The 25992-nt window shown below is 59.7% G+C and carries 22 protein-coding genes and 1 riboswitch; of the genes, 10 read left to right on the plus strand and 12 right to left on the minus strand.

Annotation, left to right across the window (positions count from 1 at the left end):
* Nucleotides 1–157 precede the first annotated feature (157 nt).
* Both KF767_08480 and KF767_08485 read left to right on the plus strand, forming a co-directional pair.
* Entirely contained in the window at nt 158–1135 is a 978-nt protein-coding gene (locus tag KF767_08480; protein ID MBX3017911.1) for a S1 family peptidase, read from the plus strand.
* Nucleotides 1136–1210: 75 nt separating this feature from the next.
* A complete protein-coding gene (locus tag KF767_08485) occupies nt 1211–2488 on the plus strand; it encodes a hypothetical protein (protein ID MBX3017912.1) in 1278 nt (425 codons plus the stop codon).
* Nucleotides 2489–2553: 65 nt separating this feature from the next.
* Here KF767_08485 and smc read toward each other — a convergent pair whose 3' ends face one another.
* The 4 genes from smc to KF767_08505 form a co-directional block, all read right to left on the minus strand.
* Nucleotides 2554–6129: a chromosome segregation protein SMC gene (smc, locus tag KF767_08490; protein MBX3017913.1), complete on the minus strand. Its 3576-nt coding sequence runs from the start codon at nt 6127–6129 to the stop codon at nt 2554–2556.
* A 539-nt stretch (nt 6130–6668) separates the two neighbouring features.
* A complete protein-coding gene (locus tag KF767_08495; protein MBX3017914.1) occupies nt 6669–7532 on the minus strand; it encodes an alpha/beta hydrolase in 864 nt (287 codons plus the stop codon).
* A gap of 132 nt (nt 7533–7664) precedes the next feature.
* Nucleotides 7665–10322, minus strand: coding sequence for a pyruvate, phosphate dikinase (ppdK, locus tag KF767_08500; protein ID MBX3017915.1), 2658 nt, complete (start codon nt 10320–10322; stop codon nt 7665–7667).
* A gap of 60 nt (nt 10323–10382) precedes the next feature.
* Nucleotides 10383–11744, minus strand: a complete 1362-nt coding sequence (locus KF767_08505) for a glycine--tRNA ligase (protein MBX3017916.1) — start codon at nt 11742–11744, stop codon at nt 10383–10385.
* 113 nt (nt 11745–11857) lie between these two features.
* On the opposite strand from KF767_08505, the gene KF767_08510 reads away from it, so the two are divergent.
* Nucleotides 11858–12307, plus strand: coding sequence for a photosynthetic reaction center cytochrome c subunit (locus tag KF767_08510; protein ID MBX3017917.1), 450 nt, complete (start codon nt 11858–11860; stop codon nt 12305–12307).
* Nucleotides 12307–13329: a hypothetical protein gene (locus tag KF767_08515; GenBank protein MBX3017918.1), complete on the plus strand. Its 1023-nt coding sequence runs from the start codon at nt 12307–12309 to the stop codon at nt 13327–13329. The genes KF767_08510 and KF767_08515 overlap by 1 nt, the downstream gene beginning before the upstream one ends.
* Here the strand turns inward: KF767_08515 and KF767_08520 are convergent.
* From KF767_08520 to KF767_08535, 4 genes are read right to left on the minus strand one after another with little or no spacing between them, the layout of a single operon-like run.
* Nucleotides 13323–13700: a hypothetical protein gene (locus KF767_08520; protein MBX3017919.1), complete on the minus strand. Its 378-nt coding sequence runs from the start codon at nt 13698–13700 to the stop codon at nt 13323–13325. The two genes, KF767_08515 and KF767_08520, sit on opposite strands and share 7 nt — an antisense overlap.
* Before the next feature lies 1 nt (nt 13701).
* Nucleotides 13702–14472: a thioredoxin domain-containing protein gene (locus KF767_08525; protein MBX3017920.1), complete on the minus strand. Its 771-nt coding sequence runs from the start codon at nt 14470–14472 to the stop codon at nt 13702–13704.
* A complete protein-coding gene (locus tag KF767_08530) occupies nt 14469–15404 on the minus strand; it encodes a hypothetical protein (protein MBX3017921.1) in 936 nt (311 codons plus the stop codon). The genes KF767_08525 and KF767_08530 overlap by 4 nt, the downstream gene beginning before the upstream one ends.
* Nucleotides 15401–15790 carry a BlaI/MecI/CopY family transcriptional regulator gene (locus KF767_08535; protein MBX3017922.1) on the minus strand — a complete coding sequence of 130 codons (390 nt, stop codon included), beginning with the start codon at nt 15788–15790 and terminating at the stop codon, nt 15401–15403. The genes KF767_08530 and KF767_08535 overlap by 4 nt, the downstream gene beginning before the upstream one ends.
* A 141-nt stretch (nt 15791–15931) precedes the next feature.
* Between KF767_08535 and KF767_08540 the strand changes: the two genes are divergently transcribed.
* Nucleotides 15932–17806 (plus strand): MFS transporter, encoded by a 1875-nt coding sequence (locus KF767_08540; GenBank protein ID MBX3017923.1) that lies wholly within the window; start codon nt 15932–15934, stop codon nt 17804–17806.
* 25 nt (nt 17807–17831) lie between these two features.
* Here KF767_08540 and KF767_08545 read toward each other — a convergent pair whose 3' ends face one another.
* A complete protein-coding gene (locus tag KF767_08545; protein ID MBX3017924.1) occupies nt 17832–19118 on the minus strand; it encodes a hypothetical protein in 1287 nt (428 codons plus the stop codon).
* 5 nt (nt 19119–19123) lie between these two features.
* Nucleotides 19124–19780: a PspA/IM30 family protein gene (locus tag KF767_08550; protein ID MBX3017925.1), complete on the minus strand. Its 657-nt coding sequence runs from the start codon at nt 19778–19780 to the stop codon at nt 19124–19126.
* Between the two features lie 225 nt (nt 19781–20005).
* Here KF767_08550 and KF767_08555 point away from each other — a divergent pair, with 225 nt between their 5' ends.
* From KF767_08555 to KF767_08570, 4 genes are all read left to right on the plus strand, one after another.
* Nucleotides 20006–20794 carry a hypothetical protein gene (locus tag KF767_08555; protein MBX3017926.1) on the plus strand — a complete coding sequence of 263 codons (789 nt, stop codon included), beginning with the start codon at nt 20006–20008 and terminating at the stop codon, nt 20792–20794.
* A 136-nt stretch (nt 20795–20930) separates the two neighbouring features.
* Nucleotides 20931–22211 (plus strand): hypothetical protein, encoded by a 1281-nt coding sequence (locus KF767_08560; GenBank protein ID MBX3017927.1) that lies wholly within the window; start codon nt 20931–20933, stop codon nt 22209–22211.
* A gap of 128 nt (nt 22212–22339) precedes the next feature.
* Complete coding sequence (locus KF767_08565; GenBank protein MBX3017928.1) at nt 22340–22570, plus strand: hypothetical protein; 231 nt, start codon at nt 22340–22342, stop codon at nt 22568–22570.
* Nucleotides 22571–22733: 163 nt separating this feature from the next.
* A complete protein-coding gene (locus KF767_08570) occupies nt 22734–23144 on the plus strand; it encodes a hypothetical protein (GenBank protein ID MBX3017929.1) in 411 nt (136 codons plus the stop codon).
* Here the strand turns inward: KF767_08570 and KF767_08575 are convergent, their stop codons facing one another.
* Nucleotides 23145–23579: a hypothetical protein gene (locus tag KF767_08575; protein MBX3017930.1), complete on the minus strand. Its 435-nt coding sequence runs from the start codon at nt 23577–23579 to the stop codon at nt 23145–23147.
* Nucleotides 23580–23628: 49 nt separating this feature from the next.
* On the opposite strand from KF767_08575, the gene KF767_08580 reads away from it, so the two are divergent.
* Nucleotides 23629–24417: an Mrp/NBP35 family ATP-binding protein gene (locus KF767_08580; GenBank protein ID MBX3017931.1), complete on the plus strand. Its 789-nt coding sequence runs from the start codon at nt 23629–23631 to the stop codon at nt 24415–24417.
* On the opposite strand, the gene KF767_08585 is transcribed toward KF767_08580, so the two are convergent.
* Nucleotides 24414–25076, minus strand: coding sequence for a TetR/AcrR family transcriptional regulator (locus KF767_08585; protein MBX3017932.1), 663 nt, complete (start codon nt 25074–25076; stop codon nt 24414–24416). The genes KF767_08580 and KF767_08585 overlap by 4 nt on opposite strands.
* 707 nt (nt 25077–25783) lie before the next feature.
* Nucleotides 25784–25872, plus strand: a riboswitch (cyclic di-GMP riboswitch).
* Nucleotides 25873–25992: the final 120 nt, after the last annotated feature.

Here is a 25992-nt window from a genome sequence, read left to right on the forward strand (position 1 = left end):
CTGGGTGACCTCCAAATTCTAGATGGAGAAACCGTCAGGATCCAAAGCCATTTTATCGGCTCCGACGGAGGGCTGAACGAGTCCGGTTCCTCGAGTGAAGACTGTCAGGAACATGACAGTTTCGGGGGCCCGGCGGACATGGTAAATTGCCCCCCGGATGAAATGGATCTATCGTTTTCCCTATGCCCTTCTCGTGATCGCGCTTTTCGCGGCCTGCACCCCGGCGGGGGAGCGGAGTGGGCATATCGTTGTGAAGGAATCGCAAAGGATCTTCGGCGGCGACGAGGTCCAGGTCCAGTCCGGCAGCAGCCTGACCGTGGCGATGATCACCCTCGACGATGACATGGGCCAGAGCTTCGTCTGCACGGGAACTTTCATCTCGGCCCGCCTGCTGTTAACCGCCAGCCACTGCGTGACGACGAACAAGAGTCAGATGCGCGTGCTTTTCGGCGCAGCGCCCTTCGCGGGCACGGCGTTCGTGGACGTGCCGATCGCGGACGTTCACGTTTATCACGAGATCGTCGCGGACGGTTCCTCCGCCGAGACCGGCAAACGCCATGACCTGGCGTTGATCGAAATCCGCGGACTTCCCGACGGGGCCCGCACGGCGGAACTTCCCGAGTCGGCCCAGGGTCAAGATCTACAACTGAAGAATGACTCGCGCGCGGCCACGGCGGTGATCCAGTCGAGCCGTCAAACCCTTCTGCACGCACAGAACTTGGGTTTCGTGGCGCTCGGCTACGGTCGCCTGGATGGACTCGATTTGGGTGCGAGCGACACCGGGGGTTCCGGCGTGCTCCGGCGCGTGGATCTTTCCGCCGAAAACTACTCTGCGAAAGCGACGACCTTCACCGTTCTGCAAGAGACCGGGGAACGCGGCGTCTGCTTCGGCGACTCGGGTGGCCCGGCCCTGCTCGAGCGCACCACGGTCGACGGCGTTTCGGCCGTCGTGATGGGCGTCGCTTCGGGAGTCTTGGATCTTGAAGGCGCCGATCCGTACGCGCATGGCTACGACGCCTGCAAACAGCGCTCGATCTACATGAACGTCATCCCCTACCTGCCGTGGATCGAACGCATCCAGAAAAAGGTCGATCTACTTCGGCAAAATTCGGATACGACGGGTACGATTCAATAGTGCGCGGGCACCGTCTCAAAGCGCGACGTTCTCAGGCGCATTTAACCGGGGACGCTGGACCTCCGAAAAGACATCATGGCGAAGCGGCTTTGGACGGTGGGGGTTTTGGCCCTCCTGTCCGGCATTTATTTCGGCGCGCGGAGTCCCGATCTCGATGATCCGGGATCTTTCGAGGCCGTGAACATGGATCTCGGCGTGCGCCGTCACGTGCTCACGGCGGCGGAGCAGCGCGCGGACATCGAGTTCTTGCTGCGCGGGATGCAAGAGGTCTACGCGGGACGGAAGGTCGACCCCGTCTTGTTTGAAGCTTACGTGCGCAAAATGCGCGGCTTCCAGGCCGCGACCTTCGACGACATCACGGCCGAGCAGTTCTACTATTTGCTGCAATTTGAAATCGCCATGCTCGACGACGGTCACCTCCAGTTCGAATCCTGGTACAAACAGCGCGCGGCGAACGAAGCCCGCGCCCCCGCCGTGGGGCGCGACTACGCGAGCCGCGAGATTCACGACTCGCGCCTGGGTCCCGTGCACGTCTTCCGTATGCCGATGTTCAACCCTCCCGAATTCGAAGAGGCCGAGCGCATCGTGCAGATGGTGGAGGAAAGCCTGCCCCACGCCGGGGCTTTGATCTTCGATCTGCGCGGCAACATCGGGGGCTTCGGCTTCGTGCCGCTGCAGATCGCGGCGCGACTGTGGGGAAAGCCCTACCGCGCAGGCTCGATCATTCAGAATTTTCCGCAGCCCGTGCAAGAGGTCGGAAGCCTGGGCGGGCCTTACGTGCACGCGCTCATCAAGAACTCGGCGATTTCGGGCGGAACGCCCTACGGTCGCTACATCGAAAGACAAACGGGGCGCGGTTTCGTGGGCCGCGGGATGGATCGCCTCTTTGGTTGGTTTTCCGGAGGGGCCGCGGGCGAGGACGTGCTGAAGGAAAGATGGGCCGTCGACTCCATCGACATTCCGGAAACCCGCATCGAAGTGAATGACAAAGTGGTGGGGCACGAAGGGCTTTACGAAAAGGGTTTCACCAAACCCATTATCGTCATCGTGGACAAGGGCTGCGCCTCGGCCTGCGAGATGTTGCTCGAGAGTTTGGAAGAACACCCCTTCGCGACGACCTGGGGCGAGCGCACCATGGGCGCCGTGCAGTTCGGCTCGACGTGGACCCTCGTTCTGCCGAAGAGCCACCTGAGCATCTCGCTGCCGACGAGCTACACTCTCTACAAAGACGGCCGCAAACCCGATGTCACGGGTTATACGCCGGAATTCCCGCTCCCCCTCACCGAAGGCGACCCCGTGAAACACATCGAGGGCTTGATCAAGGCGGGCCGGCTCCCCGCCTCGCGGAGGTAGCCGGGGGCGCCTAGCCGCTGCCTTCTTGAAACGCAGCGCGTTTCAAGAAGGCAGCGGCTACTTTTCTACAGATCCTGCAGGTTGACGGAAACCATCGTCGAGACGCCGCGTTCTTGCATCGTCACGCCGTAGAGTTTCTTCGCCACTTCCATGGTGTGTTTGTTGTGCGTGACCACGATGATCTGCGAGCGTTTGGACATCTCGCGGACCAGGTCGTTGAAACGGAAGACGTTCGCGTCGTCAAGCGGCGCATCGACCTCATCCAACAGACAGTAGGGCGACGGCTTGACGAGGAAGATCGCGAAGACCAGCGAGACCGCGGTCAGCGCCTTCTCGCCACCCGAAAGCAGCGAGATGTTCTGCATCTTCTTGCCGGGAGGACGCGCGACGATCTCGATCCCTTGGTCGCCCTTTTCCAGGTCTTCCACGAGGGTCAGGTGCGCTTCCCCACCGCCGAAAAGGACGGGGAACACTTTGGTGAAACGTTCGTTCACGAGGTCGAAGGTCTCTTTGAAACGCTTCGAGCAGATGCGGTTGATCCGGTCGATCACGCGGCGGAGCTGCTCTTTCGACTCGGTGAGGTCCGCTTGCTGCTTCACGAGGAACTCGTAACGTTTCGAGTTTTCCTCATACTCTTCGATCGCGGACAGGTTCACTTCGCCGATCTTGCCGAGTTTTTCGCGCATCTCTTTGAGTTCCGCTTCGGCATTTTCAGTTTCCACCGGCGTCTCGAGGCGCTGCTCGTACATATCGGGTAGATTCAGCATATAACGTTCGCGGATTTGGTCGATCAGGTACTGCTCTTTGAGCTTCGCCTGTTCGAATTTCATCTGCGCTTCGTTCATGCGGGTCTGACGTTCGTTGCGCGCGCGGATCGACGAAGAAGAGGCCTCTTCGACTTCGCGGACGCGGGCGTATTCTTGCTCGTAGGCGTCGCGGCGCTGGGCCACTTCGGTCCGGAGTTCTTCGAGGGCGCTGACCGCGCGTTCGAATTCGATCTTCTTCTCTTCAAGCAGGAAGGTCGACTCAGTCGCAACCGTCGCGTTCTTTTCGGTTTCGTCGGACATGCGGCTCAGCTGCGTTTCCAGATCTTCGATCTGACGCTTCAGGGTCGCCACTTGGCGTTCGACGCCTTGGTACTCCTGCTGACGGCTGGCCGATTTGACTTTCAAATCGGTGACTTCGTTCTGCAGCCCATCGAAGCCCAAACGCGTCGAGGTCAGCTCTTCCTGCAGGGACTCGGTCTCGCTTTCGAGCGCTTCTTTTTTCAGACGCGTTTCGGTCAGCTGAGCGTCGATCTCGTTGATCTTGTTCTGCGTGTTCGTCAGCTGCTCGGTCGTATTCAGGACCTGGCGATCTTGACGGTTCACCGCGTGCTCGGCGTTTTGCAGTTCGGTCTCGGCGCGCTCCAGGTCTTTACGTAGACCCGCAACTTTGACCTCTTGCTCGACTTTACGTTTTTGCGCGCCTTCGAAGTCGTTCACGACGCCCTCGAGTTGCGCCTCGACTTTTTTCAGCGCCTGCTGCGCGAGCGCGAGTTTCCCCGACCACTCTTGTTTCTGCTCGGAGAGTTCTTTGATCTCGCGACGACGGCGCAGAACGCCCGAGTCCGCGCCTTCCGACGAACCGCCGGTCAGAACGCCCTCTTTGGTCAGCGTATCGCCGTCCATGGTGACGAAGGTCCATCCCGGATAGTTGGGACGCATATTGAGCGCGGTGCGGATCGAATCCACCACCGCCACGCCGTCCAGCAAATAACTGACGGCCGGACGGTATTCCTCCGACGCCTGCACGACGTCGCGCAGAAGGGCGCGGACGCCTTCTCCGGTGGGCGCTTCCGAGTGGGGCGCCGTCGCATGGGTTTCGTCCGACAAGAAGAAGCTCGAACGTCCCGACTGCTGGGTTTTCAGATAATCGACGGCTTCGAGCGCGGGCGCGCTCGTCGGCGACATCAGCATTTGCAGACGTGTGCCGAGCGCGGCTTCCATCGCCATCTCAAATTCGCCGGGAACTTCGACGACTTCCGAAACGGGCAGGAAGTTGACCGAACCGTCGGCCGTGACTTCCGCCTGCTTCGCTTTTTGCCAAAGCATGACGTTCTTCACGCCCTCTTCGAAACCTTCGAAGCTTTGCGCGAGGTTTTCCAGACCGTACAATTTCCCGGTCACTTCGTTCAGGCGGTCTTTGTATTCGTCGACTTGATCGCGTTTTTCGTTGATCGAAGCCTGCAGGATCTTTTTGTTCGCTTCAAACGACTCGACATCCGAGGCCAGATCCATCTGCAGCTGGCGCTCTTTATCGTAGTCGCCGGTGATGCGACCACGACGCTCTTCGAACTCGATCTTCTTCGCGCGCAGCTCTTCCAGAACCAAGCGTTCGTCACCCGCGCGCGACTCTTGGTCGGCGAGCTGGGTGTGCAGCGACTGGAGTTTCGCGTCGATGGCCGACACGCTCTGGCCAATCGCGAACAGCTCGCGACGTTTGATCGTAAGCTCTTCATCGACCGTGGCGATGCGGGACTGGGCCTCTTGGAAGGCTTCATTCTTCGCGGTGAATTCGGTCAGTAAGTTTTCGGCGTCCGCACGCAGCTCTTCGGCCTGCGCTTCGAACTGACCGAGGTCGCGGACGTAGAGTTCGTGACGGGCCTGCTGCTCTTGCAGAAGGCTTCCGGCCATCTGCTCGTTGCGGCGGGCTTGCTCGATCTCGAACTTCAGGGATTGGATTTCCAATTCCTGCTTTTGAACTGCGGATTGCTTTTCGAATTGGGTCGCTTGCAGCTCGTTGACCTTCTTCTCTTGCTCGACGAGCGAGAGCTTCAGGGTTTCCAGTTCCGATTGCAGGCGGCTGACTTCGGCTCCGCCCTCGGCTTCGAGCGCTTGCAGCTCTTGGAAGATGTTCTGCGCTTCGTCCGCGCCCGTTTTCAGATCGCGAAACTGCACCGACGAAACGTAAAGGTCCAAGCCTTCGATCTGGTTTTTCAGATTGCGGTAGCGCTCGGCGCGCTGAGCTTGTCTTTGCAGCGAATCGAGCTGGCGCTTGAGTTCCCCGATGATGTCCTGCAGACGGACCAAGTTCTGATCGGTCGACTGGATCTTACGCTGGGATTCTTTTTTGCGCGCTTTGAACTTGGTGATCCCCGCGGCCTCTTCGATGAGCATGCGGCGGTCTTCGGGTTTCGCGGTGATGATTTTGCCGATCATGCCCTGCTGGATGATCGAGAAACCTTTCGAGCCCGCTCCCGTATCCATGAAGATCTCTTGGACGTCTTTCAGGCGCGAGGGTTCTTTATTGATGAAGTATTCCGATTCGCCGCTGCGGTGCAGACGGCGGGTCACCATGATCTCGGTGAAACGCAGATACTTCGCGGGGAAAGGTCCGCCGTCGTTTTCGAGAGTCAGCGAAACTTCCGCGAGGCCCGAGGGCGCATAGCCTTCCGCTCCGGCGAAGATGACGTCGGTCATGGTCGAGCCGCGCAGGTCTTTCGCGGACATCTCACCCATCACCCAAACGAGGGCGTCGACGATATTGGATTTACCGCAGCCGTTCGGTCCGACGATCCCGGTGATGCCGGCGTCGAAGTGGATGACCGTGCGGTCTTTGAACGATTTGAAACCGATGAGCTCGATCTTTTTAATTCTCAAGGTTCATTCCCCAAGGCCGGAGTTCCGATGCGCGCGTTGGCGCACGGGTTCACTGGCAGTACTGATCCATCCTTGGAGTCTGATCCTCGTGCGCCGTCCGTGTCGCCCGAGCCCCTCACACCGGCGGCCGAAATCATTCGGAGCCCGGTGCGCTTTATCACTAACGATTCAGAGTGCTTGATGTAGATCCGGATTGCAGCCGTTCCCGCAAAAAATGCGGCGTGGCATACGCGCTTCGGACATCCTTGGACACTCTGGTTTTCAACTCTGTCTTGGAGTTTCTGGGACTGTCAATAGTGGATTTGACGTGGAGCCCTATCTCCCGCGGACGAGAGGCGAATCGCGATGTTTCTCGGCAGTCGCGAGGGGCCGACGAGAGGGGCCGCGTCATGAGTGCGGACGAGGTGGGCGCGGGGCTTGGGGGAGCACTGGATATCCAGTGTTGGGGTGCGTGGCGATTCGAAAATCGACTTCGTCACTTCCGAATCGGAAGTGACTTCGAAGGTTCAGACGTCCGCTTCAAAAACAGGGGCCGCGAATCAACCTCCGAGAAACGCCCTCAACTCACGGTCAAACTCTCGCCTCTGCTCCAGCCACGGAATATGCCCGCACTCCGTGAAAATCCGTAGCTCGGACGCCGGCATCGCAGCCGCGAGACGCTCGGCCTGCGCGACCGGCACAGAATCATTCGCACCCACCGCGATCCACATCGGTGTGGATGATTTTTTCTCCCACGAGAACCAGCCTTGCTGCGCCTCCCAGATCCAGCGGTTCACCTCGCGGTCGGGCGGCGGGTCTTGGAAATAGTCTTTCAGAAACTCCTCGCGAAGCGCGGGATTGTAGACCCAGGCTTTCACGCGCAGGCGCATGAGCTTCTCGTCGAAAAGATTCACGGCGTCGATGTCGCCGCGGTCGCGGGCCGCATTTCTTTGGGACTGATAGTCCGCCCACTCCCCTTTTTCGGCGTCGGTCAGCACCGACGTCAGATGCTCCGAGGTGGCGCGCTCCATCTCGGCGTCGAGCGGGCCCATATTCAGAAGCGCCGCGCGCGAGAATTTTTCCGGAAATTCGAGGCCAGCGTAAAGCGCGTACATCGCGCCCCAGGAATGGCCCACGAGCGCGGGCTTCTCGCCGGTCGCCCCGCAGGCGTGATCCGCCACTCGGATCAGGTCGTCAAAAAGCCGATCCATCGTGAACTCGGCCGGATTCCGACCGATGTCCGACGACGCCCCCGTTCCGCGCTGATCAAAGAGAACGCAGCGAAATTCTCCGAACAGCGGCTCGGCCATTCGCTTCATATAATGATGAGTGTCGCCGGGGCCACCGTGTAGAAAAATGACCGTCGGACCCCGCCCGACAATTTCAACACCCAAATGTCCACCACGGACCGGAATCAACTCCACTCGCTCCCCCTCGAAAACAAAAAGGCGGCCGAAGCCGCCTTTCGGGTACCACGTACCGCATGCGGTACGTGGTACCGCGCGCGGTACCTGCTACCTTCCAGAAAGTAGCAGGTACTTTCCGGAAAGTAGATGCTACCTCTGGTTCTGGATCGCCGCGCGGGCGGCGGCCAGGCGTGCGATCGGGACGCGGTACGGAGAGCAGCTCACGTAGTCGAGGCCGACTTTGTGGAAGAACTCGACGGATTCGGGATCGCCGCCGTGTTCGCCGCAGACGCCCGTTTTCAAACCGGGCTTCGCTTTGCGGCCGCCTTCGACGCCCGCCTTCACCAAGAGACCCACGCCGCCTTGGTCGATGCTGACGAAGGGGTCCTTCGGGAATATGCCTTGCGAGACGTAGGAGCCCAGGAAGCGGCCCGAGTCGTCACGCGATAAGCCCAGCGTTGTTTGCGTGAGGTCGTTCGTGCCGAACGAGAAGAAATCGGCGTGGTCCGCGATTTTCTCGGCGGTGAGCGCCGCGCGGGGAAGTTCGATCATGGTGCCGACCATATAATCCCACTTCGACTTACGTTCCGCCTTCACCGCTTCGACTTCGTCGACGACGAGTTTGCGCAAAACTTCCAGCTCGCGATCGGTCGCGATCAACGGAATCATGATCTCGGGAACCATGTCGGTCCCTGAGCCCAAGACCTCGCACACCGCTTCCGCGATCGCGCGGGCCTGCATGCGGTAGATCTCGGGATAAGTGACGGCCAGACGGCAGCCCCGGTGACCCAGCATGGGATTGAACTCATGGAGTTGCCCGATCTTCGCCCGCACGGTCGAAACATCCATCTTCACGCGCGCAGCGAACTCGGCCGTTTCTTTGTCGCCGTGGGGGACGAACTCGTGCAGCGGCGGATCCAGCAGACGAATCGTCACGGGATAACCCTTCATGATCTTGAACAGATCCGCGAAATCCGCGCGTTGCATCGGGAGCAGCTTCGCCAGCGCCTTTTCGCGGTCCTGGCGGTTGTCGGCGATGATCATCTCGCGAACGGCATCGATGCGGTCCGCACCGAAGAACATGTGCTCGGTCCGGCAAAGACCGATGCCTTCCGCGCCGAAATCGCGCGCGGTCTGCGCGTCCTTCGGCGTGTCGGCGTTGGTGCGGACCTTCAAGGTGCGTTTTTTATCCGCGATCTCCATGATGCGCGAGAACGCGCCCGAAAGTTCGGGCTGGATCGTTTTCACTTCGCCGAGGAAAACTTCACCCGTGCCGCCATCCAAAGTGATGACGTCCCCTTGCTTCAGCACGTAGCCGCGGGTTTTCAAAGTCTTCGCCTGATAGTCGACTTCGATCTCGCCGCAACCGGCGACGCAACATTTACCCATCCCGCGCGCGACGACCGCCGCGTGCGAGGTCATACCCCCGCGCGTGGTCAGAATCCCTTGCGCCGCGACCATCCCCGCGATGTCTTCCGGGCTGGTTTCAATGCGGACGAGGATGACTTTCAAGCCCTTCTCTTTCCACTCGACCGCCTCTTCCGACGAGAAAACGATCTGACCGAAAACGCCGCCCGGCGACGCCGGAAGACCTTTCGCCAGCTGCGTCTTCTGCGCTTTGGGATCCAGCGTGGGGTGCAGCAGTTGATCCAGCGAGGCGGGATCAATCCGCAAGACCGCTTCATCGGGAGTGATGAGCTTTTCGTCGATCATGTCACATGCGATCTGCAGCGCCGCTTTCGCCGTGCGCTTCCCATTCCGGGTTTGCAGCATCCACAGACGACCGCGCTCGATGGTGAACTCGATGTCCTGGATGTCGCGGTAATGCGATTCCAGCTTCATATAAATATCAACCAGCTGCTTGTAGGCCACCGGCATGATCTTTTCCATCTCTTGGATGGGATTCGGCGTGCGGATGCCCGCGACGACGTCTTCCCCTTGCGCGTTCACCAGGAACTCGCCGAAGAAACGTTTTTCGCCCGTCGAGGGATTGCGTGTGAACGCGACGCCCGTCGCGGAATCCTCGCCCATGTTTCCGAAGACCATGGACTGGATGTTGACGGCCGTTCCCCACGACGCGGGGATATCGTGCAGCTCACGGTAGGTGATCGCCCGGGGAGTCATCCACGAATGGAAAACCGCGCTGACCGCGCCCCAGAGCTGATCCCAAGGATCGGTCGGGAAAATCTGACCCGTCGTCGACTTGATCAGGGTTTTGAATTTACCGACGAGCGCTTTCAGGTCGTCCACCGAAAGGTCATTGTCTTCGTGCACGCCCTTTTCGGCTTTCAGATCTTCGAGCGTCACTTCGAGCAGCGACGAATTCATATTCATCACCACGTCCGAGTACATCTGCAGGAAGCGGCGGTACGAATCCCACGCGAAGCGCGGATTCCCCGAGATCTTCGCCAGACCTTCCACCGTTTGATCGTTCAAGCCCAAGTTCAAGATGGTGTCCATCATCCCGGGCATCGAAGCGCGCGCGCCCGAGCGTACGGAGACCAGCAAAGGATCCGCGGCGTCGCCGAACTTCTTGCCGATCTTCGATTCCACCCGCGCCATGGCGGTCTTCACGGCGGGACGAACCCACTCGGGAAGCTCTCCACCCGCGCCGTAGAAGTGCGTGCAGATCTCGGTCGAAATCGTGAAACCCGGAGGCACCGGGATTCCCAGCGCGGTCATCTCGGCCAGGTTCGCGCCTTTTCCGCCAAGGAGGTTCTTCATTCCGGCGTTGCCTTCGCTTTCACCGGCCGAAAAGAAATAAACGAATTTTTCAGGAGCTTTCATGGGGGTCGCGGTTTTTTCCATCTGCGGACCTTTCAAAAAGTAAAAAGCCCCGCCGAGTTTTGCGGGCGGGGCCGTTCGTTTCTAGAAATTCTTGATGCCGTTGCGAACGTATTCGTTCAGCTTCTCGATCGGCACACGGTCTTGCTTCATCGTATCGCGGTGACGGACCGTCACGCACTGGTCGTTCAAGGTATCGAAGTCGACGGTCGCGCAGTAGGGCGTTCCGACCTCGTCCTGACGACGGTAGCGTTTACCGATGGAGCCGCTCTCGTCATAGGTCGAATCGAACTCTTCCGCGAGCTGCGCGTAGAGCTTATCCGCCACCGACGTGAGCTCTTCTTTTTTCGAGAGCGGCAGGACCGCCACTTTCAAGGGCGCGATTTCGGGGTGCAGCCCCAGAACGATGCGGACGTCTTCGCCCTTTTCGTCGCGGGTCACTTCTTCACGGTACGCATCCACGAGGAACGCCAGGAACAGACGATCGCAACCGACCGCGGTCTCGATGACGTAGGGGATGAATTTTTCCTTCGAAGCTTCGTCGAAGTACTCGAGCGTTTTGCCCGAGAATTTCGTGTGCTGAGTCAGATCGAAGTCCGAACGATTGTGAATCCCTTCCAGCTCCGACCAGCCCATGGGGAAGAGGTACTGCACGTCGAACGCCGCTTTCGCGTAGTGCGCGAGTTCGTCTTTTCCGTGAGCTTCGAAACGCAGGTTCTCGAGTTTGAAGCCGTACTTTTTGTAGAAACCCATACGGAGTTCTTTCCAGGTCTCGAACCACTGCTCATCCGTTCCGGGTTTGACGAAGAATTGCATCTCCATCTGTTCGAATTCACGGGTGCGGAAAATGAAGTTTCCGGGAGTGATCTCGTTACGGAAGGACTTACCGATGGCCGCGATCCCGAACGGAATTTTATTCCGCGAGCTCTGCTGGCAGTTCAGGAAATTCACGAAGTGACCTTGCGCGGTTTCGGGACGCAGGTAAACGACCGAACCGGTGTCCTCGACGGGACCCATATGGGTCTTGAACATTAGGTTGAATTGACGGGGCTCGGACAGATTTTTCGAGCCGCAGTTCGGGCACTTCTTGTCTTTGAGGTAAGACTCGGTGTTGTCCGAACGGAAGCGGGTTTTACAGTCTTTGCAGTCGACCAAAGGATCCGAGAAACCGTCGACGTGTCCCGACGCCTTCCAGACCGTGGGGTGCATCAGGATGGACGCGTCCAGTCCGACGATGTCTTTCCGGCGGGTCATGGCGTTCCACCATGCGCGCTTCACGTTCAGCTTCATCAGCGAACCGAGCGGACCATAGTCCCAGCACGAACCTAGACCTCCGTAGATCTCTGAGCTCTGAAAGACGAACCCCCGGCGTTTGGACAGGGAAACGAGTGTGTTCAGATCAGGAAGTCGACGGATTTCGGGGCTTGAAACCGTGCCTTCGGCCATGCAGGTCCTCCTTGGGGATTTGGGTCTTGAATCTAGCTTCCCACCCCCCAATTTCGTCAATGAAAACAGGCCTTGTGGCGTTTCGACCCCGAGAGTTAAATGGAGGAAAGCCTATGAACAGACCGACCCTTCCTCGAAACGGCCTTCCCCGCGCACTAGTGCTGACCTTCAGTGCCTGTGTTTTGCTCGTTCTGATGCTGAGCGGCCCCATCGGTCACGGCCAATCCGCCCAACTGGCGGGCGCCCGCGACGCGAAACTCCGCGACGAAGAGGTCCGCGCGCAGATGATCGTGATCTCACGTCAACTGGGCGTGAACTGCCTGACTTGCCACGACAACGCGAACTTCGCCTCGGACAAGAAAAAGGAATTCAAGGTCTCCCGCGAACACATGAAGCTCGTGCAGGTCTTGATCGATGCGGGCATGAACGGTCGCGGAGCCAACCCCAAAGCGGACTGTTACCTCTGCCACCGCGGCCAGCTCAAACCCGACTTCAAAGAACCCCACGATCCCCTCACCATGGGGAAAATGAAAACTGAAAGCGCCTCCAGCGAGGCGCACTGATGCGCTTCGGGCTCGCACTCCTCTTGATCGTCGCAAGTCTCTCGGCGTGGGCCGGTGCCGGCAAACTCACCAACAGCGTCAAAACGAAAGTCACCGTCACCCCGCCGGAAACACCCGAACAAGTCGCGGGTCGCTGCGCACCGGTGAACTTGCGCTCCACCTTGGGGCCGGTTCGTAATCAAGACGACCTGTACTGGTGTTACGCCTTCACCGCCGCGGACATGGTCTCGCAAGCGCTCCGCCAAGAGAAATCGGGATTGGTCGGCCTGACTGCGGACGGCGTCTTGCGCGACGACGTCTCTGCACTTCACGTCACGGGTTCACATCAGCTGCGCAAACGCCAAAACCTGCTCGATCACCAGAAACAAGGGGGCAATATCGCCGAGGCCGCCCGCTCGGCCATCGCCCGCGGTCGTCTCTGTCGGGAGTCCGAACTGTCTTCGCAAGGCGGGACCCGAAATCCCGAGCTCGTCCGCCTGCAAGAGGCCAGTCAGCGCAGCCGTTCGGCGGAAAATCGCTCGCAGATGAACCAACGCTTATCCGAAGAGTTGATCCAATCCCGCTGTCGCGCGGCCGAGATGGACATGCAGGTCCTGTCCTTCGGTAGCGACACGCGCGCGAGCGAGTACGCCAGGAACGACAGCGTCAGCGAGAACCGCAAACTCCGGCAGGAAATGGACAAGGCTTTGAATCAAGGCCGCATGGCCGGCATCGGGTTCCGCTCGGCCTTCATGATGGATCGGCCCGGCCACCGCTACCACGCGGTGGGCATCATCGGCCGCAAGATGATCAACGGCAAATGCAACTACCTCGTGCGCGACTCTTACGGCCCCGGCTGCCGTAGCGACTACCATCCCGAATACCGTAAACGTTGCCAGAATGGGGAAACCTGGGTCGAAGAAGACGCGCTCGTCAAAAACATCGCGACCGTCAACTACATCCCCGCCTCGGAGAAAACCGCGAACGACTGGCGCGAAAAAGTCGACAAGGCCGGACTCACGCCGACCGAAGGCGTTCAGTGATCCGTCGAGTTCTCCATCCGCACGAAAACCACTTTTAAACTCTCGGGCAGATTCGTCGTCATGCCGGGTTGATACTCGGCGACCTTCCGTTTACCGAGTTTGACGACGTATTTAAGACCGCCGTCAGAGTCCGCGCGCAGCGCCTTCCAGGAGCCGACCTGCACGCCCATCTCGTCGAACGGAACTTCGCGGCGCAGTCCCTCGAGAGAGGGGTCGGCGTGCGGCCCTTCCAACGTGAAGCGCGCGCCGCTGAAACTTTCCGGAAGCAAGATCACGGTCGCGCCCACTTCGTCGGCGGGAATGTGGAAGTGCCACCACAATCCTCCACCGACCGCCATCAAGAGCAAACCGACCGCGACCGTGAACTTCACGTTACTTCACCGCCGTCGTCAGGTCGCGGATCTTGTCGAACATCGTCGGGGGCTGCGCGCCCGGAAGCGCCACGCCGTTCATGATGAACGAGGGCGTGCCGTTGAAACCGAACTTCGTGAACTCTTCGATGTCCGCTTGGATGATCTTTTGCGCCTCGGGAACGCGCTTCGATTTCTTCAGCGTCTTCCAGTCGTAACCGACCTTCTTCACGATCGCTTCCAGATCTTTTTCGGAGTTCATCGCGCCCGGCTCGGCGAAACACTCCTCGTAAAACTTCATCGCCTTTTCGCGCGAGTCCATCCGGATCAGCTCGAACGCCAGCGCGGCGTCTTTCGCCATGGGATGGAAATCCAGCGGCATGTGCTTGAAGATGAACTGCATCTCGTCCTTGTAGCGCTCTTTGAAGGACTTGAAGTTCTGATACCCCACCGCGCAGGCGGGACACTGGAAATCGCCCCATTCGACCACGACGATCTCGGCACCCGGCACGCCCACGAGCGTACGCTCGGCTTGGAGCAAAGGCCGCTTCGGCTTGTGCAGATCTTCTTGAATGCGTTTATCGAGATTGCGATCACGGTTCGCGGTCTGCGCCTCTTGCGCCTTACGCACGGCCGAGTTGACGGTCGTCACGAATTTCTCGGGGTTATTCTCGATCACTTTGAAAATGAGATCGGGATTCCGCTCGAGCGCGTCTTGGATTTGTTTTTCGGAGCTCAGGCAGCCCGTCACCAGCAAAGGGACGAGACCGAGTCCGAGGAGTTTGAAAGTCATGGATTCCTCCGACATTGGGGTTGGGTGTTCATCAAAGAATCGCTCTGCAGTAGCGGATTCAAAATACCAAAATGAATTTCGGTCCGGCGAAGGACCAGGCCCGTCGCCCCAAATTCGGCGCGCACGATTTGCGCCTCGTAGGCCGAGGCCGTCACGGCGGCGAAGCCCCAGATGACGAACACCAAGGCCAAGCCCGGACGACGCGCACGCGATACCGGAGCGAGCAACCGCTCGGCCCGCGCACGCAGCTCGCCCGGAAAGCCCGCGACATGGGCGGGAACGTCTTCATTGATTCGTAAGAACAAACGGACCAGCTCCGAGCGCGGAGCACGCGTTTGCGCCAGTGCCGCATCGTCGGCGTTGAACTCATCCACGCGGGCGAGCTCCCGACGCAAAAGCCAGAACGCCGGATTTCCGAGGCTCAGCCATAAACCCGCAGTCAGCGCCCAGCGCCACCACAGATCGTGACCGCGCAGATGCGCCTCTTCATGAAATAGGACCAAATCTCGCGCCGCGGGCGGAAGCTCGCGCCACAGTGAACGCGGGAAAAAGATCCGCGCCGTCCCCCAGCCCGTCCACGCGGCCGGTGAGCGCAACTCGGTTTTCAAAGACACCGGATACGCGACCGGGGCCTCTACGGTTTCGGTCAAAGGACCGCGCAGACGAAACGACTGCGAAACGAAACGCGCCACCAGTAAAAATCCAAGCAGACCCTGCGCCTTCGCGACCCACGGCTGACTCGACCAGCCCGGAATCGCCGCGCAATCAAAGGGCGCCCACTGAAGCACCACGCCCACGGCGAAAAGCGCGAGCAGAAGCGCCGCCCCCGCCCGTCCCCAAAGACGCGCGCGATGGGCATTCGTGCGCGCCTCGACGCGAACCGCGTAGGCGAGCGGCAGCCCAAAAAGCAGAAGGCTCACCCACAGAGTCACGCCTCGCCTCCGGTGCCGTCCAAACGTTGCAAGATCCCCTGCAGCACTTCTTTTTCCTGATCCGTCAGATTCTCTTCGTCGGCGAAGGTCGCGACCAGCGGCGCCCAGCTCCCCTTCAAACGATCACGAACGAAGTTCACGACCTGGCGGCGCAAAATCTCGCGGCTGGATTCGAGCGCGCGGTAACGAAAGACCTCGCCGTCCGTTTTCGTTTTGCTGAGGGCGCCCTTTTCATGCAGACGATCCAACATGGTCAGCACGGTCGTACGGGCCATGCCGTGGCTGAGGTTGAAACTGTCGAAGGCTTCGCGCACGCTCGCGCCCTCTTCACGGTCGGCGACCCATTTCAGTAGCTCGGCTTCCAGCGATCCCAGTTTCAGCGACATATCACATCCCGCCCTTCTGACGACAATTGTCGGCAAGCCCTGCCGACAGCTGTAGTCCAATCCGCAAAAGCTGGACGTTCGTCCGGCATTTCCAGATGGGGACCGCTTGTTTTTCTTTTCACGCGAAGAGATCATTTCGGCATGTCATTCAAACTCATCTTTAAAGAGCGTCAGTTTGCCGGCCTGTACTGGACCCAATTCCTGGGAGCGGTGAACGACAACCTTCTGAAAAACGCCCTCGTCGTGATGATGACCTTCAAAGGCGCCCAGATCGCGGACCTGGCGGCAAGCCAGCTCGTCGCGCTGGCGGGCGCGCTTTTCATTCTGCCCTACTTCTTGTTCTCGCCGCTGGCGGGGCAGCTGTCGGACAAGCTCGATAAGGCGCGGCTCGTCCGCCTGACGAAATGGTGGGAGCTCGCCATCATGATCGTCGGCGTTTGCGGATTCGTGATGGAAAGTTATCCGCTGCTGCTTTTCGTTCTCTTCCTGATGGGAACCCAGTCCACCTTCTTCGGGCCGATGAAGTACAGCATGATCCCGCAGATCGTGCGCGAAGACGAGTTGATGTCGGCCAACGCCCATATGGAGTTGGGCACCTTCCTGGCGATTTTGCTGGGCACCATCGCGGGCGGACTCGTCGTCGCCTCGGACGCAGCGGTTTTGCTGATCGGGACCGCGCTTCTTGTGATTTCGGCGCTGGGTCTTTTCACCGCGTACTGGCTGTCGCCCGTCACGCCGGGGAATCCCGCGCTGAAGATCCAGTACAATCCGATTCCCACGTTCGGCGAAATGTGGCGGTTGATTCGCGAACGCGAAGCCGTTTTCAATTCCGTGCTGGCGGTGTCGTGGTTCTGGTTTTTCGGTGCGGGCTTGCTGTCGATCCTGCCGATCTACTGCAAAGAGTACCTGAACGTCGACGAGTCCGTCGTCACCGCGTTTCTGACCATGTTCACCCTCGGCATCGGCGTGGGCTCGCTCCTTTGCGAGAAGCTCTCGAAAACCATGGTCGAGATCGGCCTGGTGCCCTTGGGTTCGCTGGGGATGTCGGTGTTCCTGCTGGATCTGGTGTTCGTCGCGCCCTCGTGGGACACCTTCAACGCCCCACCGCTGAATCTGAGCGCCTTCTTGGCGACGACCGAAGGTCCGCGGCTGCTCGCGGATTTTCTGGGATGCGCGATCTTCGGGGGATTTTTCATCGTCCCGCTGTTCGCCCTTTTGCAAGAGCGCAGTCATCCCGAAAGCCGCAGCCAAGTCATCGCCGCGAACAATGTGATGAACGCGATCTTTATGGTCGCCTCGTCATTGATGCTGATGGTGTTTTACGCCTGGAAACTGACGCTGCCGGAAATGTTTTTGATCTTCACGACGCTGAATCTCGTCGTCGCGGTTTACGTCTATTCCGTCGTCCCCGAATTCACGTTGAGGTTTTTGAGTTACCTTCTGCGCAATCTGCTTTATCGCGTGCGGGTCACGGGCCATGACAACATCCCCCGCACGGGCGGCGTGATCTTGGCCGCGAATCACGTGAGCTTCATCGATTGGCTTTTGATCCTGGCCAGCGTCCGTCGCCCGGTTCGCTTCGTGATGTACTACAAATTCTTCGACATCCCCTTCGTGCGCCACCTGATGCGCCAAGCGAAGGTCATCCCCATCGCGGGGAAAAACGAAGATCCCGCAATCTTAGAAAACGCCTTTACCCAAATCGCGAAAGAGCTCGGCGACGGCGAAGTGGTCTGCATCTTCCCCGAAGGCCGCATCACCGACGACGGCGAAATCCAAGAGCTGCGCCCCGGCCTTTTGAAAATGCTGAGTTCGACTCCGGTCCCCGTCGTCCCCCTGGGGATCAACAACGTCTGGGGAAGCCTGTTCAGCCGCGCCCCCGACCGCCGGGTGCTGAAACGCCCGACCCAGCTGTGGCGCCGGATCGAGCTGAAAATCGGGCGACCCCTCACTCCGCAAGAGGTCACCCTGGAAAAGCTCGACGCCGAAATCCGCAAGCTGCGCCCGCAGGCTTAAAGCCCCGGTCCAGGGGCGCCCTTCTTCAGAGCTCACGCGCCCGGGGAAAACGTCGCATGAAATTCTCGTAACGCGTTTGCCAGTTCGATCCGCGGCGTTCGGCCCATGCGGCGATCAGCAGCGCCGCGACTCCCAGAAGGGCGAGCGTCAACCAAGGCCAAGCCGAGAAGAACTTCACCGCCAGCGTCGCCTGCACCGCGAGGGCGAGTAAGGTCAGCGCAACGCCGCCCTTGAAGACACCGCGATCGCGACGCTCGAAACCGACGGCCAAAAGAGCGATCCCCACACCGAGGCTCAAGAACGCGGGAGCGACCTCCCCTTCCAACAGCGGCAGCAGTCCCGCCGCCGCCGCACCGATGGCGGCCAGCTGGAAGTAACCGGCGCCGAGCAGGCGCAGTCGTTCCAGAATCATCAGCGCGATCACCGGTGGCATCATCACCAAAAACGCCTTCACGGTGAAGGCCGGGTAAAATTCCGGCTGCAAGGCTTTGCCGAACCGATAGCCCCAGTAACTCGTTCCCGCGAGCAGCAGAAAAAGTGCCGCGAATTCCGCGAAAGCGTGCACGCCTTTCGATAACGCCAACTTCCGCACGGTCACCAGAAGCGCCACCGCGAAAACGACCGCGACCACCGAACCCAACAGGAAGCCGTTCTCGTAAAACATCCCCCGACCGGCCAGAATCAGGACCGGAATCGCCAGGATGGCCTGCGACCAACGTCCCTCGTTCACCGTCGACAGCACCGGGTCACGCTGAAACATCCGCAAGACCGGCACCAAGATCGCCGTTTGCGCAAGCAACAGTCCGCAGGTCACGAGCGGATCCCGCAGTGGCACGAGCAATATCGCCCCCGCACCCAAGAAACCCAGGGTGAGCTCCTTCGCCAAAGGACGCGCGAGAACCCGAAAGCCCAAGTAAGCGAGCGGAACAAGCACGCCCACCGTCAGCGCGAGCGCCACTCCGATCTGTAGCAGCGTCATGCCCTGGAACAAAAAGACCTTCGGCAGCGCCGCCCGGCTCGAGTCACCGAACGCCGTACCCAAAGAAGAGGTCATCGCTCCGACCTGCGCGAACTGCACGGCGATCCCCGCCGTCATCAGCCCCAAAAATCCGCGCGCCGATTTGGGCTCTTCAAAGACCCGCACGCACAGAAGGCCCGCCGCACCGAGTACCGCAACGAGGCCGAAGAAGACCCCGAAACGCGTGAAGGGATTTGCGGCCTCAAGGCCTTGCACCAGAAAGATCGAGGCCGCGCCCACGAGCAGCGCGCCCCCCAACATCCGCAAAAGACCGGTCAGTTCCAGTTGTTTCATGACGTTTACTCCTTGTTTTGACCGCGAAGTTCACCCAGCAGCGCTTCAAGCGCCAGGCGGTCCTCTTGGGCTTTGTACTCTTCGGCGAAGGTATCGAGATTTTCGGTCATAACCGAAATCTCGTTCCCGATTTCGCCCTCGATCTCGGATTTTTCGACCCGCGCCTCCCAGCGTTCAAAGACCGCGGGGGCCTCGTTGACACGGGGGCGGACCTCGGCCAGGGCTTTCGCGCGGGATTCACGGGACACCAGGATCTTGTGACGTCGGCGCAGATCTTCGTATTGCGATTCGATGTGGCGCACGTCCTGCGCGACGTCGCGGTGGATTTTACGCATCTCTTCGGTCTGGCTTTCGAGGTGCGTTTTTTCCATTTGCGCGGAACGCATACGCTTCACGCACTCCAGGGCGCGTTCGCGGTCTTCGCTTTCGGCCTTCAGCGCGCGGTCTTTCCACTGCGCGGCTTCGGTTTCCAGTTCGCGGATCTGCTCACCGGTGCGCTGGATTTCTTTTTCCAGGCAGCGCAGGCGGAACTTCGCGTTGACCACATTGCCTCGGAATTGATTGAGCGCGGCTTCCGCCACGGCTTCGTGGTTTTCCACTTGGTCCACGAAGTCTTCGAACTGTGCCCGGATCGATAGGGCTAGTCGGTGGATGGCATTCATCGTTCTCTCGCTTTCTGGACCGCTCGGGCCCAAAAACAGAATACGCGAGAGGCGGTCCCGCCCGTTCGAAAGTGAGTTACAATGTAACTCATGCCACGTCTCCTCAAACTTTATGTTGCGATAAACTCTTGATCGTCCTCTAGAAAAGACGAATTCTCAAAACGAACTCCCCCTTTGGCGGCGACGCCAACTGAAGTTACAATGTAACTGAGTGGAGGATACCGCATGGGACAAGTCCTGGATTTACGCGAAAGCCTGATGATCACGGCGGTCCTGGGCTCGCACTCCAACTTCTATGATCGGGGATTCCGGCAGAAGGACGTGCGTTTTTTGTTCGAGCTTTTCACCAACTGGATGGACGCGCGCGTGAAGCCCGAAGCCGTGCGCCTGCACAACACCCAGGTGCAACGTTATCTGGAAGAGCTCGTGACCAGGGGGTGGGCCCGCCGCGAAGGCAGCGCCCGCACCCGCGAGAAACGTTACGCGCTCACGCGCCTGGGGCTCATCGAATTCATGCAGTCCCTGGCCGATCCCGAAACCACGCGCGACTTCGTGCCCTTCCAGTTCGTCTACTACTTCCTGCGAACCTACGGCACGCGTCTGAGTGAACTCGTGCGCGCGAAGGGCAGCGGCTTTTCCAAACCCCTGCAGCTCGAGATCGGGCTCTTGCTCGATCATGAACGACTGCGCAGCGAACGGGTTCGCCGCCTGGATTTTGAAATCGAGCGCCTGAAAAGCCGCATGCAAGAGACCGAAGACACCGCGAAACTCGCGGCCAAACTGGCACGCGAACAGAGCGACCTGGGCGAGATCGTCCGCCGCGTCGCCAAGGAGTTCCCCTACGAACTTCAGGCGCAAAAATCCATGACCGATCTGATGCAGGAAATTCCCCCCGAGCTGCGCCTGTGGGAGCTGACCGAGGGGAATACCCAGCGGGTCCGCATCTTCTGGAAAAGTCTGCTTCACGACCTGGAAAGCGAGCGCCGCCTGTTGAAAGACCTTAGGCCATCTTAAGAAACCGGTGACGACGAACGGCCCCTGTCTGGGTTTTGGGCGCTCCCGCACGGGTGGCGGCCCTCCCGCAAGTCTTTAAAGGGGGCATGGGCCTTGTAAATCCCCCTCCGGAACCTGAAACGTTCCGGAGGACACCATGATCCGTCAACTGGCCACCCTCGCTCTGCTCATGACCCAGGCCGCCGCGGCCTTCGCGCAAAACCTGCAACTCGATCTGGAACGCTACGGGCGCATCCACAACGGCGTTCCCGGCGCGCGCCTGAAGGTCGACATCCGCGACGGCGAAATCTACTCGCCGAAGTCGGTGCGCTACTCGGCGGACGGACGCAAACTCTATATCAATTCGTTGGAAGGTTCGAAAACCGTCGTCTACTCGTGGCCCGAGCTGAAAAAGCTGAACACGATCTCGCACCGGTTCACCGCGAAGGACGCCGCGCTTTTCCAGGGCGAGGACACGGTCTTCGATTACCGCTATTTCCGTAGCTCTCCCAGCGGCGACAACAACGTCTTCGCCGGCAAACCCGTCGAGAGCGAACTGTCCCATGACGGTCGCTATCTGTGGATCCCCTACTACCGCCGCGACTTCGATGCCTACGGTCAGTCCCCGGGCGCCATCGCGATCGTAGATACCCGCGACGACAAAATCCTGCGCGTGATGCCCACGGGCCCGATCCCGAAATACGTCGTGGCGTCGCCCGACGGTCGTTTCGTCGCGGTCATCCACTGGGGCGACAACACCATCGGTCTGATCGACACCTCGGCGAACGATCCGCGCGACTACAAATACGTCGCGCATCTGAAAGTCGAATCCCAACTCACGCAGGCCGACAAGGCGAACACCGATCGCGACAAGACCTGCGGTTACTGCTTGCGCGGAAGTGTCTTTTCCCCCGACAGTCAGCATCTTTTGGTCGCGCGTATGGGTCAGGGCGGTATCGCGGGCTTCCATATCCCCTCGCGCAAGTATCTGGGCACCGTCATGAACGTGAAGTCGACGCCCCGGCACTTGGTGTTGTCGCGCGACGGCCGTCATCTGTTCGCGAGCGCGAACGTCTCGGGATTTATTTCGAAAGTCAGCCTGGCCCCGCTGATCGCGGCGCTCGAAGGCGCGAACGGGAAACGCATCAGCGGTCCCCGCTGGCAGGACACCGCGGTCGGCGTCGGCGCACGCACGGTCGACATCACCCACGACGGACGCTTCCTGTTCGTCGCCGTGAACAATACGTCGGAGCTCGTCGCGGTGCACGCCGAGTCGATGCAGGTCGTGTCGCGCGTGAAGGTCGATCCCTATGCGGTGGGCCTGGCCGTCGCGCCCGACGACCGCACGGTCGTTCTGACCTCACAAGGTCGCAGCGGCAAAGGCGGCGGCAACGCGGTGAACTTCATCCGCGTCGATATCAATCAAGGCTTGCGGTAACTCCGCCGGCTTGCATTCCTGAAGCCCCTCTTTAGACTGGCGGCATGTGGAAATACATCGCCGTCCTGCTGCTGGCCCCGCTTCACGCCCCCGCGCTCGAATCGTAATTCCTGACCCAAAGTTCCGCGGTGACCGCCGCCCCCTCGAACGAACTTCAGCCGGCGGGCCTGGCGCGCCTGCGCCCGGGACAGCGCTTCGCCGTGACCGCGCAATCCATCGGCGATTCCAAATACGAAATCGAAGGTTATTCGAACTTCAACTGGATCGCGGGACCTTTTTACCAGTTCAACCAACCCGAACGGAACGGCCTGAAAGAGACCGCCTACGGCGTGAAGTTCGGCACCGAAATCATCTACTGAGGCGTTAGCCCTAATCGTCACTTCGTCAATTCCGTGTGCGCCACGCTTTCACAAGTCGTTCACGAAGAGATCGGCCGAATGCCGTCATTCCAGCTACTTAACCTACAATCCTTAAGTCGAGTCTAGGCCTTGCTCTCTTGAGTCGTAGAGAGAGGAGGACCGCATGTCGGACTGGAAATACCTGAGTTTCATCACCGCGATCGTGGTTTTCTTTTCGGGAATGTCCCCCGTCTCGGCCGCGCCGAAAAGCGTGAAGACGCAGATCCTGACCCCGAAGATCGAGGCCTCGCTGAATCATCCGCGCTTCGCCTGCCAGATCCTGTGGGTCCGTATCCAAGATGAAGACCGCGAAGAACTCGAGATGCTGCTCAGCTCGCTCAGCCACATCGACCAGGTCGGTAAACGCTCCAGCGTGGATGTCGAAACCCACGCCAAATACACGACCTTCAAAATTCAAAGTGTGATGTGGGTCCCCGGCGGACAGGACTTCAAAAACGACTTCCGCGCCCTGCGTGAACTGGCGAGTCTCGACATCGTCGGCTGCCAGATGTTCACCCAAACTCCGAAAAAATAATCAAACCGATTTGAGCTTCGTGATCGCCTGATAAGCCGCGCGCAGAAATTCGTGGCTCGCGGGATCGGTGGTGCGTAGCGCCTGATCGAAGGCCTGCTTCACCATGGGAAGCGGCGCGCCCGCGGGACATCCCAGAACCTCGAAGGCGTCCCACGAGTGGCCGTTGTAATTGAAGATCACATTCACCGAGCGGATGCGCGCTTCGCCCGCGGCGGCGTCCACCGTCGCATCGGAAATGCGCTCGCCGCGCGCCCCCTTCGAGACGGGCTGACGCGAAGCGGGCACCACGGCCTTTCCGTCCGCTTTCGACGGTTCAGATGAGCCCCCGCCCAAGCGCAAGCGCGTGGGCTCTTTCTGAGAGCTCCTCATCGCGAAAATCGCGCAGAAAAGGCCGCCGATCACGGCGGCGATCCAGAAAACCTCTTGGCTGGACATTCAGATTCCATTATCTGTTGGGTCAATTCGAGCTTTCAAGAGGAAACCCATGACTCAAGCTTCGCCCTTCGACCAGCAGCGCCCGATTCCTAACGTGAAACATATCATCGCGGTCAGCTCGGGTAAGGGCGGCGTGGGCAAGTCAACCGTCGCGGTCAACCTGGCCCTGGCGCTCGCGAAAAAGAGCAAAGTGGGACTGCTGGACGCCGATATCTACGGCCCTTCGGTGCCCCGGATGCTGGGTGCGATCAACCAACGCCCCGCCATCGATGATCACAACAAGCTCGAGCCCATCACCCGCTACGGCCTGCGCCTCATGAGCATGGGCTTTTTGATTCAAGAAGATAATGCCGTCGTGTGGCGCGGCCCGATGCTCTTCAAAGCGATGGACCAGATGCTTCGCGATGTGAACTGGGGCGAACTCGACTATCTGATCATTGATCTGCCGCCGGGCACCGGCGACGTGCAGCTCTCGCTCGCGCAGAAAGTGCCGTTGGCCGGCGCGCTCAGCGTTTCGACGCCGCAGAACCTGGCGCTCATCGACGTGAAAAAATCCATCGACATGTGGAAGCGCGTGAACGTGAAGCTCCTCGGCGCGATCGAAAATATGGCCTACTATACGGCCCCCGGCGGCGAGCGCGTGCAGCTCTTCCCCAAAGGCGAGTTCGACGGCTACATGGACGCGCAAAAAATCCCGAAGCTCGCCGAGATCCCGTTCAACCCCGCGGTCGGCATGGGTTCAGAAGCGGGCGTGCCCGTCGTCGAAAGCTATCCGACGTCGCCCGAAGGCCAGGCCTTCTTCGCGCTCGCCGAGAAAATCCGTACGATCTTGAATTAGGTCGGAAACGGCGTGTGCTCGAGAACGCCCATAAGGTGCGCGACGTTCATGCGCAGGACATCGGCCATCTCGCCGCCGTCGCGTCCGATGTAACGACGTAGATCACTCCACAGCGCATCCCCCGCGAGCATCGCGATAAAACCGATCTGGCGTTCGTTCGCTTCGCTCATCGTGAGCGGGAGCGAAGCGCGAATTTTCGCGGACAAAATCTCGATGCCCTCGCGGCGAAACTGCGCGCGGTCCGCACTGCGAATGGGCGTGCGGCGCAGGGCTTCGACCCAGCGCGCGTTACGCTCGAAAATGCGGTACTGCTCGGCCGCGAACTCGGGGGCCGCCATCTCCATCACGAGCGAACGCTCGTCCCGCAGTCGGCGTAGGACTTCCTCTTCGAAGGAGCGGAAAAGACTGTCTTTGTCCTTATAGAAACGGAAAACGGTGCGCACGGACAGGCCCGCCCGCGCGGCGATCTGATCGAAGGTGACCTCCACCGCCGGTTTGTCCTGGAGGAGCTCCGCGAGCGTCTCCAGGATGCGGATGCGACTGCGCTCCGAACGGGCACTCCGCTCGGTATTATCGTAGCCACGCGCCAAACGGACGCCGACGCCTTCTGGGTTCACGCCCTTCTCTTCCGATTCACCATCCGTTGCGGGAAGACTCATGCAGAAGACCTTGCCAAAAAAGGGTTAACCCGCCAAGCTCGGATTCATTAATTCGAGGTCAAGATCGGCCTGCTCTTTGGAGTTCCGAAGAGCATGATCCGACGTGCCCTCTTGGCGCTGATTCTAGTGGCTGCGCGAGATCTTCGACCGCTATGACCGACAGTACGGCGCTGTCCCCCGAACTCGCGGCCGAGATTCAAGACGGCGTCCTCGCGGACGTTCGCGAACATCGCGAATTCCATTCGTCTGCGGATGCACCAAATTCGTTTCTCCGAGTAGAGACGCCGGAAAACCGCTCGGGGAGGGCATTTTCTCCGAACGATTCAACTTTGTGAAAGTCTCTTCCGTCGATGAAACAGTCAGCTGACTATTTTGAGAACGCTCGTCGAAAAATTTTGCGGTGCGCCTTTTCCGGGTTATTCTGAGTTCAGAAAACAGGGAGCGTAACGATGAATAGGGCGAGAGTCGAAGAAGTAGTCCTAGTCGATCCGGCGCCAGAGTAGCGGGCGCGGATTAACACCAACCACAAACGCGTTTCGAGTTCGAAACGCTGAGCATGGAGAGATCCATTCTGAGCGTTTCGAATTGAGATGAAAGACGTCCACCGCAAGGATCGTGGGGTCGTCAGAATCGATGGCATGGAGGCATTTGAATGAACCAAACAACCTCGGGAGGGCCATAGAGAAGATTAGGATTTCAATCCTTCTTTTGCAAAAAGGCAAAACCGGTGAAAACCGGCGACGCAAAGCTAAAGGGGCTTCCTCACGCAATGTGAGATGCCAGCCAGACTGCCAAAGGGCCGACCGCTGAGACGCGGCCGGAATTGACTTACGGCATTTGTATGGAAGGTATGTTTCTCTCCAAAATACAAGACAGGTTTCATTCCCCTTAGCCGAGATGCGTGGACGACGCGTCT

The organism is Pseudobdellovibrionaceae bacterium (assembly GCA_019637875.1).
Lineage (GTDB): Bacteria > Bdellovibrionota > Bdellovibrionia > Bdellovibrionales > Bdellovibrionaceae > JAHBUW01.